We start from the raw sequence: 16,385 nt of genomic DNA, 5'->3' as shown, positions 1-16,385 counted from the left end.
GATCCGACGGCTGTTGGTTTACTGCGGTGTTCATATTTGCAAGCCGACCCGCATCAGCCAGGTTTGCGGTTCGTGCTGCAGACCGTTGGGGATGTTGAGGGCGCGTTGGTAATCGACGTCTACTTGCAGGTTCTTCCAGCCCAGATTCAACCCGAGACTGGCGCCGCTGAGGCGTTTGCCCTGAGCGCCGTGATCAGCCTTGATCCAGCCATGGTCGAGGCCGACACGCGGGGTAATCTGCACCGGCCATTCACTGCGCAGCGGCAGGCGCAACGTATTGCGCCAGATCGCACCACTGGCGCCGGATGCGCTGCTGATGCGGTAACCGCGCACCGCCGAATCGTCGGTGCCAAGCAGTTGTTCGATGGCCGGCAGCGGATCGGGGCTGTACTGCAAATTGAGCTGGCTCTGCCACTGCCAGGCTTGTGCGCCGAGCTGACCGTTGCGCCATTGACTGAGGCCGGCGCGGTACTTGTGGAACTGCGCCTTGGGCAGGTTTTTGATTGGGTGCTGCGAATCGTCATCAGCGCCGAACCAGCGCAGGCCTTGGGCGTAATTGACGTCCAGGTTCCATACCGCGCGGTCAAGCCAGAACAGATTGAGCCCGGCTTCGGCCACCGTCAGCGTCGGGCTCTGAATCCCCAGCCGGACGTTTTCCAGATAGCTGTCGACGTCCTTGTGCGCCAGTTGCAGGTTGGCGCTGAGCTGACGGCTCTGGTCGCGCCACAACACGCGGTCGGCGCGCAGGCTCACTTGATCGGTGATGCCGGTGCTGTGAAAAGTGGTGCTGGGCAATTTAAATGGCGCGCGATATTCGGCGTGGCTGGCGAACACGCTGTAGGTCCAGTAGCCGTAGGGAATCGCGTAGTACAGGCTGGCATTACGGCTGTAGCGATCACCCTGATTCAACGTGTCGCTGGCGCTGAGGCTCAACAGGTCGTTGAGTTCCAGCGGGCTGTCCAGGCTCAGGCTGAGCGTGTCGCGATCGCGCCCGGTGCTGGCGCTGCCGAGGTTGTCCATGCCCAGGCCCAAGGCCCAGCGCGATTGCCCGGAGGTGCGCGAGCGCAGGATGATCCGCGTGGCGCCGGGCTGGCTGCCGGGGGCGATGTCGGCGGTAAGATCGACCGAGCGCAGGCGATTCAACTGGTCCAGGCCTTGCTCCAGATCACGCAGGTTCAACGGCCCGCCGAGCATTCCCGGAAAAGCGCCGCCGAGCGAGACCGGCAGACTTTGATCAGCCAGTTCGATGGACTCGATGTAGCCTTCATCGACCATGATATCCAGCGACTGCCCCGCCGCTGGCGCGCTGCTCAGGTACGGGCGGCTGGCGATGTAGCCCTTCTCGACGTAGATCGCGGTGATGGTCGCCAGCAGGTGATTGATCTGGCCCACGCCCATGCACGGCGCCAGCAACGGTTTTATCCGTGCGTTGAGTTTGTTGCTGTCGATCAGCGTGACGCCGCCGATGCGCGTACCGCTCAACGGCCAGCAGCGCTCGTCGGGCGTGACCGTCTGGGGAACCGCCGGGGTGACCGGCGCGGAGCCGAACGCGCCGCGCTCCAGTTGACGCTTTCTTTGTTCCAGTTGCAGTTGTTGCAGATCGCGCTGTTGCTGTTGCTGCTGGCGCAGCACTTCCTGGCCCGGCGCGACAGGTTCGGCAGCTTCAAGCGAGGAGGCACACACACTCAACACAAAGGCCGACAACAGCGGGCAACGCGTGACACGACGACGGAAAACAACGCGAAACGGATACGGCACGCAACATCCTTGCAATCACAAAATGGCGTAATGCCACTTCATCAATGTTCGTGATAGTCGGAGCCCTCCTACACAAAAGCAAGACGCTTCCTACAGCGCTTACACTTCTTAAACAATTGATTTGTTTACCCTGATTGTCAGCAGCAACGCCACGCCACTGCACGCTATCAGGGTTTCCCCGAGGGCCTGAGATGCGCCTGCGAGCATCAGCCCTGCACCGATCAGCAGGTAATAAAGCAGCCCCAACAGCGCGCCGGCAGTGCCCAGACGATCTGCATAATCAACCAGTGCCGAGCCGAGAATATTCGGTATCGCCAAGCCGAAGGCCAGCACCACAAGCAACATTGGCCATACGAACGCGCCGCTGTTGTGTAGCAGCCACACGCCGAGGCCACCGAGCAAACCGAGCGCTGCAGCGAGGCGAATCAGTTGCAGCGCACTGCAGCCACGGCGCAACAAACGCTTGTTCAGCCATGCGCCAAACCCTGAGCCCAGCGCGAGGATTACCCCGCTGTAACCGAAAGCTGACTCGCTCAAGCCGAGCCTTTTAAACATGAACGGGCCAAGGCTGTAATAGCTGAACAACGCAATGTTGAATGACGCGATCCACAGTGCCGAGCGCCAGATGCCGACATCGCGCATCATGCGCCCCAGGGTTTCGAACAAACTCACGGTAGTAGGCTGTTGCACACGGGTTTCCGGCAAGGCACGCCAGCTCCACAGCCACAGCGCCAAACCAATCAGCAGCAAGGCGCCGAGCACACCGCGGTAACCAAACCCCTGAGTCAGCGCCGCGCCACTGAACAGTCCAAACGCGGGGCTCGCCGCCAGTGCCATGCCCACCAGCGAAAACACCTGCGCCAGTTCCGTACCCTGAAAGCGATCGCGCAACAGCGTTTGGGTTACCACTGAACCCACCGCGGCGCCGAAAGCACCCAAGGCCTGAGCCATTAGCAGGTGCTGAAAGCTGCGGGCACTCAAGCCAATCACGCAGGCCATTGCGTAGATCGCCAGACCGCTGAGCATCGCAGGACGCCGACCGATCCGGTCACACACCCGGCCCCACGTCACCACGCCGAAAGCAAATGCCAGGAAATATACCGACATGGTTTGCGCCGCCTGCGGGCCGACGTCGAATGCCCGGCCTATATCGCCGAGCGCCGGGCTGTACAAGGTCTGGGCGATCTGCGCAAACATCAGCAGCGCAATCGCCAGTATCAATAGAGGTCTGTTGTTCATTTTGCGTTTACTCCCCAAACCAAAAACTGCCGAGGAGTTTAAGAAGCAGCGACTGGCGTATTATCCAGATCGCGCCAATTTATCATTGAAATCGGACAACCCATGGCCTGGCTCGATGCCCACTCAATGTTTGACCCTGACAGCTATCCGGCGCCAGTGATCGGCATCGCCTCAACCTTGGGTGATCACGACTCAGGCCTGCATCGCCATCAGCGTGGACAATTGCTGTACACGCGCAAAGGCTGCACCCGCATCACCCTGGCGCAACAGTTGTGCCTGCTGCCGCCGTCGCGGGCAGCGTGGATTCCGCCCGGCGTTGTACATCGCGCAGTGATGCAACACAGCGTGGATTACCGCTCGATTTATCTGACCGCCGAACTGTGCAGCACGCTGCCGCAACAGGTCTGCGTGATTGAAGTCAGCCCACTGCTGCGCGCCGTGCTGGAACCGATGGCATTGGCCGACTTTGACAGCAATTGGCAGCAGGGCAGATTCGGACATCTATTGGGCCTGTGCCTGTGCGAAATGGCGGAGGCGGCGCAGCAACCGATGCTCTTGTCGCTGCCATGGGACAAGCGCCTCGCCCCCTTGATGGCGACACCTGAGCGACTGCCGCCGGAACTGCAAGTACTGGAACAACAGATCGGCGCCAGCGCCCGCACCATCGGCCGGATCTTCCAGCGTGAAACCGGTATGAGCTATCAGCAATGGCGCCAGCAGTGGCGCCTGATGCGCGCCATGGAATTGCTCGCCACTGGGCGCAGCCTCAGTTTTTGCGCCTTCGAACTGGGCTTTGCCAGCGACAGCGCGTTCATTGCGTTCTTCAAAGCCATGACCGGCACCACGCCCGGCCATTGGCTCCAATAGGTAGCTGACGACCGGCGATGGTGACCCTGATGCGTAAGGTGCAACCACCGGCCGCGCCAAGTGCCGATGCCCATTAAAACGTTATCCCAGTAGGAGCTGCCGAAGGCTGCTACAGGGGGTGGTGATCAGGCCTGCGGGATTTTACGGAAGCCCACCGCCAGACGGTTCCAGCTGTTGATGGTGCTGATCGCAACGCTCAGATCGACCATTTCCTTGGGCGAGAACTGCGCGGCGACGACTTCGTAATCTTCGTCTGGGGCATGAGTCAGGCTCAGTTGGGTCAGCGATTCGGTCCACAGCAGCGCCGCACGTTCGCGGTCGCTGAAGAACGGCGCTTCACGCCAAGCGGTCACTGCGAACAGGCGACGTGGAGTTTCGCCGCCCTTGATCGCATCAGCGGTGTGCATGTCGATGCAAAAGGCGCAGCCGTTGATCTGCGAGGCGCGCAGCTTGACCAACTCGATCAGGGTCTTTTCCAGCGGCAGTTTGGAGACGGCGGTTTCCAGGGCCATCATCGCTTTCAGGGCGTCTGGGGAAGCGGTGTAGAAATCGATACGTGGTTTCATGTTGGTTACCGGGGCGAGTGAATGTGTGACCACGTTAGTCCCGGCGCATGCTTCGGCAAATAGCCAATATTGCCGAAGAACAGGAGGCCACTCACCTGACCGCTCGTCACCCTGCCGGCACCAAGCGAGAACGGCGTCAGACCAATATCAGGTAAATCCCCTTTTTGGAGACGTACCATGATGACGCGCAAACTCACCTCGTTATTCCTCGCCGGCCTGCTCGCTACCGCATCGGCTTCCAGCTTCGCGGCCAACGACGGCGCGGACGCCACCGGCACCAAATCCGGTGCCACCAGCGGTTCGACCATGCCACCGGACAACACGCCGGGCGCGCCTTCTGGGGGTAACAGCTCCGACGGCGCAGGTTCGGGCACCGGCACCAATGGCGGCGCCAGCGGTTCGGGCTCGGGCGCGGGTGGTGGCACCGGGTCAGCCGGCGGCGGTACTGGCGGTGCCGGCGGTGGCACGGGCGGCTGAACGAACAAGAGCCATCCCGGATAAACGCATTGCCCTCCCCGGCATTAATGCGAAATCCTGTGGGAGGGGGCTTGCTCCCGAATGCGGTGGGTCAGGCAACGATGATTTGACTGATCTACCGCATTCGGGAGCAAGCCCCCTCCCACAAGGATGGGTGGTTATCGGTCGGAACGCATGAGCTCCGCTACAGCGTCCTCCAGCGACAACACCGCTGCCCGATTGCGCCCGGCATTTTTCGCCTGATACAACGCCGCGTCGGCGCGCTGGATAAACACTTCCGGATCATCATTGCCTGTGGGAATAAATGAGTAGCAACCCAGGCTGACGGTGAGGTAACCGGTAGGTGAACCACTGTGGGTAATGTGTTTGTCGATCACACTGCGGCGGATCTGCCCGGCAATCGCCAGCGCGCCGTTGATATCAGTATCGGGTAACAGCACCGCGAACTCTTCACCGCCGTATCGCACGGCCAGATCCGACTTGCGCTGGCAGCAGCTCCTCAGCACCTGGGCAACCTGGGTCAGGCAATGATCGCCGGCGACATGTCCATAGGCATCGTTGTAACGCTTGAAGAAATCGATATCGAGCATGATCAGGCTGACCGGGCTGACCTGGCGCGCCCCCCGGGAAAACTCGATCTCCAGCGAGCGCTCGAACAAGCGCCGGTTGGCCAGTCCGGTGAGGCTGTCGTGGGTGGCGATCTGCTCCAGCGCCCGTTGTGCCTTGCGCAGATTCTTTTCGATGCGCTCGCCGTCACGCACCTGATGAATGAACACCCAGCCGAACAATCCGACGCCCAGAATCACCAGCGCCACAATCACGCTGGACTGAAATGCCCGCTCGTACCACCCCTTGAGAATCGTGTCCCGCGAGGTCCCGGCAGACACCGCCAGCGGATATGACACCAACTGCCGGTAACCGTACAAACGGGTGACGCCGTCGACCACCGAATTGATCATCGCCGTGCCAGCCGCCGCACTCGGCAGCAATTTCCGATAGATCTCGCCTTGGGCCAGTGACGTACCAATCAGCGATTGATCGAAAGGTCGGTGGGCAAGCAAAGTGCCGTCGGTCAGCCCGAGAAACATGATCCCATTGTCGTCGAGGCTGAAGCTTTCGAAGAACTGGTCGAAGTACGCCATCTTGATCCCGGCCAGCAAGACACCCTGAAAATTGCCGGCGCGGTCATTGACGCGCTTGGAGATCGGGATGATCCATTCACCGTCCTCGCGATTGCGAATCGCCGGGCCGATGTGCGCCACGCTCGAGACGTTCTGCTGATGGAACTTGAAGTACTCGCGATCAGCCACGCTGATGCCAAGGGGCTGATCCGGGAATGAGGTAATCACCCACTGCCCCTGCTTATCGAACAGGAACATGCCGTGCAACTGGCCAAGTTGCTGCACCCGGCGGGCAAAAGTTCTTTGCAGACGCGGCCTCTGCGCCGCCCCGTAACCGTCGTCCTGAATCCAGTCGACCAGGCTGGTCATCACCAGATCCGCCGCGAGAAATGTGTCCTCTGCCTGTTGCGCCATCGCCCGGGTCAGGTTGCTCGACGCCATCTGCGCCACCGCCAGATCCTGACGCCGCGACTGTTCCAGTTGCAGGTACAGCAAACCGAACAGACACAGGCTCACCGCAACGATAAACAATGCCGCTGCTTTACGCAGAGGCAGGCGTTTAAGCGTGCCGGGAGCCTGTTGCGGATCGTGAATTGGGATAGGCAAAAGCGTGTCCTGGGCAGGTACGACAAGGGCTCGATGCCCGAAACCCTTATATTTTGTGAGCGTAGCCCACCGGGATGCCGGGGGCAAACGCCCCGCTCCCGCCCCGTTGTATCGGCGCGCGGTGGATTTGGATGATCGCCGTTCGAAGATTTATTTTCGCTGTCTGGTTTCGGCGTGTTGCCAGAGCATGAGGTGTATACGGATTTGCCGGCATTGGCACCGACGGAGTCGGGGTGGATGCGAGGGATTTACTTGAAATCCCCCTTTTGTACTACCGGGGTTTGTTGATTTCTCGAAGCAAATCAGCGACGGGGATAATCATGGTGTTTGAGTAGTAGGGTTTGTAGCCGTAAGCAGTGATGACGACTTTGCAGGGGATATGTTTTTTGTTGGAAAGGAGCTGGTTCATTTCTGCGACCGACAAATCTCTTTCCGAACTACGGTTATCAGAGGTTTCAACGACAAACGCATGGGTAAGGTACGAAAATTTCGTATTGTTACCTTGATCTTTTTCAGACCTGATCAAGCCGACTGCAGAAAACCGTATAGCTTTGCCGACCGAGAAGTCCTGGTCATCTGCCAAGGCACACTTGAGCATGCCTGAAGCCATGCCTTCTCTTTCCCCGCGATCAAAAAGATTGAGTACATCGACATCCGATTGATATCGGATTACATATAAAAGAGACTTTTCTCTTTCAACAGACACGAAGTTCAAGTTTGCTGCCGGCTTTACATGGTCTTTTGCACATCCTGAACAATAGACGAAAAGAAGACAAAGAAGGAACTTATACATTACGAAAATTCCTTCATGATCGCGTCAAGCAGCAGGTCGCTTGCTGACTTGCTTCCTGCGATACGAGCAGTGAAAAGTCCTAATGCGTTGGCATGATTGGTGTCTACATTCGCGTTTACGGAAGGCCCGCAAGGGATTAGCCACTTTTCTCCAAAATCAGCGACCCCGTCTGATGGATCCCTTTTGGAGGGCATCGCCTTGATATTGATCCAGTCGGCAGCGACCGGCTCAGGGCGGTCGAAATAAATATCCGAGCCAAGCCAGACAAAAGCTCCCTCACCGACGGGGTCAAGTGTAATCAGTATTTGAACCCGATAACCCCATGCCGACATGCTCTTTGTCAGATGCGCCCCGTTCCATCCGCCGAGGCTATGTCCAACGATATAAACAGGGCAACTCTTGTACGGAATCAGACTGAGAACATGCCTCTGAATATCCTGTTTCCCTCTAACTTCGTTATAGCCTAACCACTCCGATTTATATTTACCCTCATTTTTTAATGTTCGTGTGCGCTCATCGAAGTCCTTTCGTGCCTCCAGAATATTTTCATAAGGACCTGAAAAATAATACCGCTCCTTATCTCCAGCGCCCCCAATGAAGACAACTATTGCCTTCGTACTCTCCACCGGCACAGCCTTCACACTGACATCTTTCTTATCCGTCAGCGCATGCTCCTTGTGCAGTTTATAGTTATTGCCCTTCTCGCACGTCACCGTTTCACCAGCCACACCTCACTCCTCCAGAAACAGCTTGATGGTTTCAGGAAGGTGCGAGCTGACGGTGTGAGTGAACCCGCTGGCGTCAGACACACCATGCTCCATACGGCCGTCCGCGCGCTGTATAGCATAAGGATGATTTGACATCGGCTCACCGGTCACGTCGTTGACCAGTTGCAGCTTGTCAGTGAAATGCACCGGCATCGGCAGCAAGCCACTAAAAGGAGCAACGACCACGGTGTCTCCAATGATGACCGTGCCGGAACCACCGATAACCACATTACCGTGGCCACCGGTGCTGTCGAGGGTCGCGGCGTTCAAGCCGTTGATCAACACGGTCGAGGCAACACCGCCGGTAATCGGGCTGCCGCACGCTGATTTATCAGTCATTCGCGCAGCCGCCAGACCGTCGAAATTCACATTCGGCGAGCCATTGGCGATCGGATTGGTGCCATGTCCCGGAAGTGGGCAGGCGGTGGGATCGGTGACGCGGGCGGCGGGTTTTCCGCTCATGATCAGCTCCTTGCAGTGTTGCGTGGTCATCCTTTTGGGGGAGCTAGCATGCGTGAATTTGTCAGGTGCTTCAAATCTTCAAGAAAAAAAAGGCGCCCATTCAGGCGCCTCTCTTTGAACAATTGCCGAACACATCACCGCGACGGCGGAACCCGGATATCCCCTGCCCGGCACTGAGTTTTCACACCCTTGCCACATGCGCCAGGCTGCAAGTCTTTCCCCATGCACACTCGCACCTCCGACAGCTCAGGGCCGCTGCAAATCACCGCGATGCCATCCGCCGGAATGCCCGGATTGGCCTTACGGAACAGATCGGAAATTTCCTGCGCCTCGAAGTAATACGACGTACTGAACGGTTGCAGCTCCTGCGGAATTTTCACCGCGCCAACGGCTTTATCCGCTGCATCCAGATACCCCATCGCACCGAGGCCGCTGCACGTACCGTGCTTGGACCATTCGTGGTCGAGCAGTTTTTTCGTTGGAAACAGGGTCATGCCTTTGCTGCTTTCTGCTGCCGACAGCGTGGTCAGTGGCGGGCAGGATGCCGGCCAGCCACCCTTGGCGTATTGCGGCCACAAACCGTGCAGGACAAAGCCGTATCCCTTGCCGGAACACTGCACGTCGTCCTTGTGCGTCAGGCAAAACGTCGGCGACCAGGACAACGACAGCAGGTAGTAATCGAACACCCCCGCCACCGATTCCGCCTGCACTTTGCCGGACTGGGACTGGCGCGCCGAACTCAGGCCGATGCTACCGGCCGTCAGCGCAATCACCGCCAAAATTGTAAACAGCTTTTTCATGTACCCGCTCCTTGGGACGCCTGCGTCCGTGGTTTTCGTTCCTGACCAGACTTGGTCAGGGCTGATTTGGACACGCCAGTGTTGCAAGCACATGACGCAAGGCAAGGCCGTACCCCGTTGAAAGGTCTACGATTAATAAGCAGACATCAAACACAGGGATCCGAAATGAGTAAAGCAGACGAATTCGCCGCGAAGCTCAAGCAAACCCGGCACAACCACGCGGCCGACATCACCTGCGCGGAACTGGAGATCGATTGCTGGCCGGCGCAGGTCTACGACCTGTACCACCGCATCGAGGCGTGGCTGCAACCGGTGACCGAAGTCGGCCTGAAGATTCGGCGCAATCCTACGCATATTTGCGAAACGTCACCGGATGGCGAATCCCACGATTACGCCATCGACCAACTGGTGATCGAGGCGAATGACCAAAGCCTGACATTTGATCCCATTGCACGCTTTACCGAAGACGGTGCGGGGCGCGTGCAAATCACCCTGCCGGACAGAAACACTTATCTGTTGCGCACCGTCGATGAACACCACGAAAGCCACTGGTGGCTGCAAACCGTGGAAACCGGGCAGGAGCTGGATGCGATTGCGTTGACGGAGAACAATCTTTTGCAGGTGGTGCAGGAAGGATTGGGCCTATAAGTGCACTTCGACGATAGGGATCAGCGCCGAGAACGTGGTTAACTTCTCGCTCCGATCTCTTTGAAGCCCGACAGACATGAAAAAAATCAGAATCTTGCTCGGTACCTTTCTGGCCCTGCCCCTGACCTTGAGCGCGCAGGCAGCGGAACAACCGTCACACCTGGACACCATCCAGCAACAAGGCCAACTGCGCGTCTGCACCACTGGCGACTACAAGCCCTACACCTTCAAACGCGACGACGGCGACTTCGAAGGCATCGACATCAGCATGGCCCGCTCGCTGGCCGACAGCCTCGGGGTCAAGGTCGAGTGGGTGCCAACCACCTGGAAAACCCTGATGCCGGACATGCAGGCCGGCAAGTGTGACATCGGCATGGGCGGCATTTCGGTGACGCTGGAGCGGCAGAAAAAGGCTTACTTCAGCAACACCCTCGACGTCGATGGCAAGATCCCGCTGGTGCGTTGCGCCGATCAATCCAAGTATCAAACTATCGAACAGATCAACCAGCCCAACGTGCGTCTGGTGGAACCCGCCGGCGGCACCAACGAAGCCTTCGTCCACGCCTTCCTGCCAAAGGCACAACTGGCCCTGCACGATAACGTGACGATCTTCCAGCAACTGCTCGACAACAAGGCCGACGTGATGATCACCGACACCTCGGAAGCGCTGTATCAGCAAAAATTGAAACCGGGGTTGTGCGCGGTCAATCCGCAACAGTTCATGCAGTACGGGGAAAAGGCCTACCTGCTGCCGCGTGATGACATCAGCTGGAAACTGTACGTTGATCAATGGCTGCATTTGAATAAGGTCACCGGTAGATATCAGAAAGTGCTTGGCGAATGGATTGCCGTGCCACCTGCGCAGTAATCATTCATGCGCTAACTTGAGCCTTTTTTATCGACAGCGTCGGTTCACAATCACCTCCCCGCCAGACAAGGACATCACCATGCAATTGCTCCCCCTGACCGACGCCAGCCCCGCTCTCCAGGCCCATGTCCGCTCCCTTCGTAATCAGGAGGAGGTGCGCAAATTCATGTACACCTCCCATGAAATCAGCGAACAGGAACATGCGAACTGGCTGGCTTCTTTGCAGGGCAATCCACGCCAGCAAGTGTTTGTGGTGGTGAAGGATGAGCAGGCAGTTGGGGTTGTGTCGTTGAATGCGATTAACGATCTGCACAAAACGGCTGATTGGGCGTTTTATCTGGACGTTGGCTTGCAGGGCAAAGGCTTGGGCAGCGTAGTCGAGTTCTGGATGCTCGATTACGCATTTGATGTGGCGGGGTTGGAAAAGTTGAACTGCGAAGTGCTGGCGATGAACTCGGCGGTGGTGAAGATGCACCAGAAGTTCGGGTTTGAGATTGAAGGGGTGAGGCGGCAGAACGTAGTGAAGGATGGCGTTCGGATTGACGTCGTTCTGTTGGGCATCACCAAAGCTGAATGGCAGAACAAACGCCAGGCGCTGGCCCCCGTTATCGAGCGGCTCAGTGCGAGCTGAAAGAGATCATCACTTCAGCCACGCACCCGCGGGAATCTGCGCCAGTGATTTGAAAGCAGGCTTGGCGAACCAGTAACCCTGCATCAGATAAATGCCGCAATCGGCGAGAAAGTCTCTTTCCTGGGCATCCTCTATGCCCTCGGCGATCACCTCCACACCCAACTCTCTACACATATTCACGACGTTACGCACGATGGTCTGGCGTACACGGTCAAGGTGAACATCCCGGACCAACGCCATATCCAGCTTGATCAGATCCGGCTGAAAATCCGCCAACAGATTAAGACCGGAATAGCCTGCGCCAAAGTCATCGATCGCCGTCTTGAAACCAAACTCGCGGTACTCACGCAAGATGTTCGTCAGATGGCTGTTCTTCTCAACGTGCTCGCCCTCAACAGCCTCGAAGATCAAGCGATCCAGCGGGAACCCATGAGCGCGCGCCGCTTCAAGCGTGCTGCGAATGCACAATTCCGGGCGGTAAACGGCATTCGGCAAAAAGTTGATAGACAGGTACTCGGTCATACCCAACTGAGCAGCGGTGGAAATCGCCCGCACACGACACAGTTGATCGAATCGATAACGGTTTTGATCGTCCACCTGCTCCAGGACTGACAGGGCGGTCTCACCATTCGCGCCGCGAACCAAGGCTTCATGGGCAAAAGTCGTCTGATCGCGCAGATCCACAATGGGCTGGAACGCGAAGGCGAAATCCAGATCCGGCGCGCCTTTGTTTTTACAACCCTGGCAGCCTCCGGGCGAGGCGGATGATTTTGGAACGTCGGTCATTAGACCCCCTGATAACGGGTAGTAACCGTCCATGGTGATAGATAAACAGCGGTTCGGCTTATTTGCTGACCCGCCATAACTCTAGCCCAATGGCGCCTGAATATTTTGAAGGCGCCGTGGGCTCATGGTTCACAAAATCAGGTACGGAAATGCGCGGTCATTCGCTGCAAGTCCTGCCCCAGTGACGCCAACTCAATCGTCGCTGCCGCACTCTCTTCGCTGGCAACCGCCGACTGGTCGGCCACATCACGCACGCTGACGATGCTGCGATTGATTTCGTCGGCCACCGCACTTTGCTGCTCGGCCGCGGCCGAGATCTGCAAGCTCATTTCCTGGATCGTGCCGATGGACTGATTGATCTCGGTAATCGCCAGCTCGGCCTTCTGCGCCAACACCACCGTATCGAGGGTGCGCTCGCGGCTGGAAGCCATCAGCGTCGAGGCCGCTTGCGTGCCCTGTTGCAGGGTGATGATCAGCGCTTCGATTTCCTTGGTCGAGTCCTGCGTGCGCTGGGCCAACGAACGCACTTCATCTGCCACCACGGCAAAACCACGGCCCTGCTCCCCCGCCCGCGCCGCTTCGATAGCGGCGTTCAACGCGAGCAGATTGGTCTGCTCCGCGACGGCTTTGATCACATCGATCACTTTGCCGATCTGCTCACTGTCCTGCGACAGCACGTTCATCGCACCGCCCAACTCCTCAATGGCCACAGCGAGCTCGCTGATCTGCACCGTTGCCTGCTTCACCACCGTACTGCCGTGGCGCGCCTGCTGATCGGCCAAGGTCGCGGCAGCGGAGGCATCGGTGGTGTTACGCGCAACTTCCTGCACCGTCGACGCCATTTCATGCATCGCCGTGGCGACTTGATCCACTTCGCTTTTTTGCTGACGTACACCCGCGCTGGTCTGCTCGCTCATGGCCGAGAGTTTTTCCGCAGCGGTGGAAATATGTGTCACGCCATTGCCGATGCCCTGCACCAGCGTGTTCAGGTTCTGCGCCATGTCCTGCATCGCATTTTGCAGATCGCCCAACTCATCTTTACGGTTTGATTTGGCTTGTACCGTCAGATCGCCTTTGGCAATACGCCGAGCCAGATCAACCGTCAGCGCCAGCGGCGAAGTGATCTGCCGGGAGATCACCACCGAAGCAAACAGCCCGATCACCAACGCCAGCACGGTCAACACCGCGATCTGGATAAAAGCTGAATGCTGATCTTCACGCGCCAGGCGCTGCTGGGTGTCCATCAGGCCGTTCATGATGCTGTCCATCGCCTTGCTTTGCTGATCGACCTGCTCGCGCATGTTCTGCTTCTGCTCAAACAGCCCGGCCACTTCCACCAAGACTTCGCGATAACGACGCATCCCGGCGTGCGCTTCTTCCAGTTGACTCGACAGGGTCGCCGGCAGGCTGGAACGCGCTTTGGTGATATCGCTCAGGAACGTGTCGATGGTGTCCATCAGCACTTTTTTGTTCACGTCGTTGGGCACCGCAATATAACGACGCAACATCAGGCGAAACAGGGTCATGCCATTGCGCAAATCGGCCACCGTGCGCAGCTCCCGAACGCGCTCACCATCGGCGGACGCCAGTGCACTGGTCGTGGTGCCTTCAAGCATGCCGGCAAAGGTCTGCGCGTACTTGTCCGACAGCGCACCCAACGGTTTCAGGGCATCGGTGGTCGACTGATCGGCAGCGATCAGCCGCTTTACCTTCTGATCATAGGCAACAATCGTGGCTTGCAACGCCTTCAAGGCTTGCTGGTTTTCAGCGTGGGTCAACGTTTCCAGCGCCTTGCTCACCAGACCCTGCAGCACATTCAGTTGAGCGTTATAGGAATCAGCGAACGCAGCGTCAGCGGCGGCTTCGTACTGTTTCTCGGACAGACGCATATCCTGCGTAGCGTCATTCAGCGTGCCGATCAGACGCGTTGTACTCAAGCGATCAACAAGCACGCGGTTGCTGCTATAGCCAATGAAAGCAACCGCCAAAACCGCCAGCAGAAGAATGCCGAAACCGGTGCCCAGCTTGCGGGAAACCTTGATGTCACCCAGAAAATTCGATGCAACTGCCATATTCAGCCTCAAACGCCCTGACGCGAAACGCCAGGCACAAAAAATAGATCTTCGGCAACCGCAGTCACCGTCCAGACATTCGGGGGTCGTCATCCAAGGCGTGTTACGGGACGCTCTAGCTGTCCCGGAAATGCAAAATGCGATGCTGCTGATGCGTCGAAGAAAAACCCGACGCGAGCATCGGCAGACAAACCATCACGTCGCAAACAGAGCATCTGCACGCACGATTTATCGATTCAGCAAAGGTGTCTGGAGGGATGCTATAAATTTTGCGAAAACTTGTACAACTTTTTATTTTTGTACAATCGTTGAACTTTTAGAGCGGCGTGATGACGCATTGCCATCACCACCTGCGGCACATCGCTACTGGCGCAAAACGCAGCTGAAAATGCTGATCCAAACGCCTGGCCCTCTGCGGCAACGGCGTGCCGCACGCCACAGAGGGACGCGGGTTTTACGGCGTGATTTCGACCTTATCCAACGCCTGATTCACCGCCAACTCGCCCAACATCACCACCTGCGCAATGCCTAGCGCGGTTTTGCGGTGCGAAGGATCGAGCATCGCGGCAAAGTTGTTGAGCATCTCGGAAGCCGAACTCAGGGTTTCGCTGGCGTTGGCCAGCAGGGATTCGGAGTCGTACTTCGGGTTGGCGAGGTACATGCGTTCGGGCTCGTTGGTGCTGGCCATGATCTGGCTAGCGGGAAGGAGATAGTGATCGAGCGCGCGCTCGGCGGCTTCGTTGAGTTTTTTGGAATGGGGGGATTCGTAGGGGGATGCGGGGTCGGTTTCTGGTGGGTTGGGTGTTGGTTTGAACATGGTGTAACTCCTGACGGATTAACGAAAAAGAGCCATCACTCTCGCTACCAAACGAAGGGTGGAGGCCATACGCAGGTTGGTAGACCGGTCGTCAGGAACCCCGGCGCATCCGAAGACGCCCCGCGCATGACCACCATAAAACGAAGACGAGAAACGCCCTCGCAAGACAGTAGTCTTGTGCTTCTGACGGAGACGGGCTACCAAACCCGATCACTGTTTTTCAGTGACCCAGGAACGATAGAACCCGCGAGCTAGAGGCACAAGCCGGCGGATTCTGTCTTAGATGTAGGGGGTGGCGCAAGGAGTTGTAGGTCAGCGACTACACCGATATGAGCAATCTAAACATGCGTGTTTTTCTATGTTTAAAAAGGTCAGTGCGCGCAGTGATCGAACCCAAAACTTGCGCCAATTGCCAATTGCCAATTGCCAAGAGCCCTGTGCACTTGTTTTCAAGTGCTGTGCATCGCATCAATGATGGATTGGACCCTCTAAATCTGAAGGCCTTACAAATAAAGGCCATCAGGGAATCTGTTTTTTCCGCGTACCTCTTTCGTACCACCGCGCGCCCACTTCCAGCCTACCCAAGCACATCTTGTCGTCAGTAACTGTCGCTCCAATCCAGAGTGCACCGAAACGACTCGCTCGCCGCCCAAACTGGGTATCTTACCTCCATCAGATACAGTCGTAGCTTCATGCCATCAGGAAGCTAGACATGGAAATTGTGACCATCGCGTACGTCGTTCTTCATCGCCTAGCTTCCGCCCAGGGCAGAGGGTTTGGCCGCCATAAATCGATAGAGATCACGAAAGAAGTGGTAGACGATTCCCCCGAAACCTTACGGAAGCTTGCCGTTTCTATTGCCGAGAAAAACGGACCCCGCTGGATTGCCCCCGCCCGCTACCCCCTTATTCCCGAACTCTGTTCCAGCGATTGTTGACTGTCGAGCTTATGGGCGAGTAGTTCAGTACCCAGTTCAATAGCACGCTCCAAGAGCAGCAACAAACTGTCGACCGTCAAATGATCTAGCCACTCCCGGCTCCAAAGCAGAGTCTCACCCTGAGGTGTCCGATCCAACAGAAACACAGTGTCGCTGCAGAACTTTGTCAG

17 protein-coding genes and 1 pseudogene are annotated in these 16,385 nt (G+C 57.6%); 6 read left to right on the top strand and 12 right to left on the bottom strand.

Features of this window, described 5'->3' with window-relative positions; all coding sequences use genetic code 11:
- Window positions 1-30: 30 nt before the first annotated feature.
- Both ATI02_RS29295 and ATI02_RS29290 read right to left on the bottom strand, forming a co-directional pair.
- Window positions 31-1,758: a ShlB/FhaC/HecB family hemolysin secretion/activation protein gene (locus ATI02_RS29295; RefSeq protein WP_100848092.1), complete on the bottom strand. Its 1,728-nt coding sequence runs from the start codon at window positions 1,756-1,758 to the stop codon at window positions 31-33.
- A 108-nt stretch (window positions 1,759-1,866) separates the two neighbouring features.
- Window positions 1,867-2,997, bottom strand: a complete 1,131-nt coding sequence (locus ATI02_RS29290) for an MFS transporter (protein ID WP_100848091.1) — start codon at window positions 2,995-2,997, stop codon at window positions 1,867-1,869.
- A 102-nt stretch (window positions 2,998-3,099) separates the two neighbouring features.
- Between ATI02_RS29290 and ATI02_RS29285 the strand changes: the two genes are divergently transcribed.
- Window positions 3,100-3,864: an AraC family transcriptional regulator gene (locus ATI02_RS29285; protein WP_095191934.1), complete on the top strand. Its 765-nt coding sequence runs from the start codon at window positions 3,100-3,102 to the stop codon at window positions 3,862-3,864.
- A 125-nt stretch (window positions 3,865-3,989) separates the two neighbouring features.
- Here ATI02_RS29285 and ATI02_RS29280 read toward each other — a convergent pair whose 3' ends face one another.
- Complete coding sequence (locus ATI02_RS29280) at window positions 3,990-4,430, bottom strand: carboxymuconolactone decarboxylase family protein (protein WP_095191429.1); 441 nt, start codon at window positions 4,428-4,430, stop codon at window positions 3,990-3,992.
- Between the two features lie 177 nt (window positions 4,431-4,607).
- Here ATI02_RS29280 and ATI02_RS29275 point away from each other — a divergent pair, with 177 nt between their 5' ends.
- Entirely contained in the window at window positions 4,608-4,907 is a 300-nt protein-coding gene (locus ATI02_RS29275) for a hypothetical protein (protein ID WP_095191430.1), read from the top strand.
- Window positions 4,908-5,065: 158 nt separating this feature from the next.
- Here ATI02_RS29275 and ATI02_RS29270 read toward each other — a convergent pair whose 3' ends face one another.
- The 5 genes from ATI02_RS29270 to ATI02_RS29250 all read right to left on the bottom strand — a co-directional run bounded on the left by ATI02_RS29270 (window position 5,066) and on the right by ATI02_RS29250 (window position 9,456).
- Window positions 5,066-6,634 (bottom strand): sensor domain-containing diguanylate cyclase, encoded by a 1,569-nt coding sequence (locus tag ATI02_RS29270; RefSeq protein ID WP_100848090.1) that lies wholly within the window; start codon window positions 6,632-6,634, stop codon window positions 5,066-5,068.
- Window positions 6,635-6,905: 271 nt separating this feature from the next.
- Window positions 6,906-7,427, bottom strand: a complete 522-nt coding sequence (locus ATI02_RS29265; protein ID WP_100848089.1) for a hypothetical protein — start codon at window positions 7,425-7,427, stop codon at window positions 6,906-6,908.
- A complete protein-coding gene (locus tag ATI02_RS29260) occupies window positions 7,427-8,155 on the bottom strand; it encodes an alpha/beta hydrolase (RefSeq protein ID WP_100848088.1) in 729 nt (242 codons plus the stop codon). Before ATI02_RS29260 ends, ATI02_RS29265 begins: the two co-directional genes overlap by 1 nt.
- A gap of 3 nt (window positions 8,156-8,158) precedes the next feature.
- The gene (locus ATI02_RS29255; RefSeq protein ID WP_095191434.1) at window positions 8,159-8,656 is read right to left on the bottom strand and encodes a PAAR domain-containing protein; all 498 of its coding nucleotides are present in this window, start codon (window positions 8,654-8,656) and stop codon (window positions 8,159-8,161) included.
- Between the two features lie 134 nt (window positions 8,657-8,790).
- Window positions 8,791-9,456: a ribonuclease T2 gene (locus ATI02_RS29250; protein WP_095191435.1), complete on the bottom strand. Its 666-nt coding sequence runs from the start codon at window positions 9,454-9,456 to the stop codon at window positions 8,791-8,793.
- Window positions 9,457-9,621: 165 nt separating this feature from the next.
- Between ATI02_RS29250 and ATI02_RS29245 the strand changes: the two genes are divergently transcribed.
- From ATI02_RS29245 to pseH, 3 genes are all read left to right on the top strand, one after another.
- Complete coding sequence (locus tag ATI02_RS29245; protein ID WP_095191436.1) at window positions 9,622-10,104, top strand: hypothetical protein; 483 nt, start codon at window positions 9,622-9,624, stop codon at window positions 10,102-10,104.
- A gap of 76 nt (window positions 10,105-10,180) precedes the next feature.
- On the top strand, window positions 10,181-10,972 hold the full coding sequence (locus ATI02_RS29240; RefSeq protein WP_095191437.1) for a transporter substrate-binding domain-containing protein: 792 nt from the start codon (window positions 10,181-10,183) through the stop codon (window positions 10,970-10,972).
- Window positions 10,973-11,051: 79 nt separating this feature from the next.
- The gene (gene pseH, locus ATI02_RS29235; protein WP_100848087.1) at window positions 11,052-11,603 is read left to right on the top strand and encodes a UDP-4-amino-4,6-dideoxy-N-acetyl-beta-L-altrosamine N-acetyltransferase; all 552 of its coding nucleotides are present in this window, start codon (window positions 11,052-11,054) and stop codon (window positions 11,601-11,603) included.
- A 9-nt stretch (window positions 11,604-11,612) separates the two neighbouring features.
- Here pseH and rimA read toward each other — a convergent pair whose 3' ends face one another.
- The 4 genes and pseudogenes from rimA to ATI02_RS29220 form a co-directional block, all read right to left on the bottom strand.
- Window positions 11,613-12,389: a S6 modification regulatory phosphodiesterase RimA gene (rimA, locus tag ATI02_RS29230; protein WP_100848086.1), complete on the bottom strand. Its 777-nt coding sequence runs from the start codon at window positions 12,387-12,389 to the stop codon at window positions 11,613-11,615.
- Between the two features lie 137 nt (window positions 12,390-12,526).
- A complete protein-coding gene (locus ATI02_RS33435; protein WP_425273629.1) occupies window positions 12,527-13,306 on the bottom strand; it encodes a methyl-accepting chemotaxis protein in 780 nt (259 codons plus the stop codon).
- Between the two features lie 78 nt (window positions 13,307-13,384).
- Window positions 13,385-14,461: pseudogene (locus ATI02_RS33430) on the bottom strand (methyl-accepting chemotaxis protein); the annotation flags it as partial.
- 454 nt (window positions 14,462-14,915) lie between these two features.
- Entirely contained in the window at window positions 14,916-15,278 is a 363-nt protein-coding gene (locus ATI02_RS29220; protein ID WP_100848084.1) for a DUF6124 family protein, read from the bottom strand.
- 712 nt (window positions 15,279-15,990) lie between these two features.
- On the opposite strand from ATI02_RS29220, the gene ATI02_RS32180 reads away from it, so the two are divergent.
- A complete protein-coding gene (locus tag ATI02_RS32180) occupies window positions 15,991-16,215 on the top strand; it encodes a hypothetical protein (RefSeq protein ID WP_157815158.1) in 225 nt (74 codons plus the stop codon).
- Window positions 16,216-16,385 lie beyond the last annotated feature (170 nt).

Origin of the sequence: Pseudomonas baetica (assembly GCF_002813455.1) — a bacterium.
Classification (GTDB): domain Bacteria; phylum Pseudomonadota; class Gammaproteobacteria; order Pseudomonadales; family Pseudomonadaceae; genus Aquipseudomonas; species Aquipseudomonas baetica.
The sequence above is the reverse complement of the archived record's forward strand: the minus strand, read 5'-3'. Positions and strand labels throughout refer to the sequence as shown.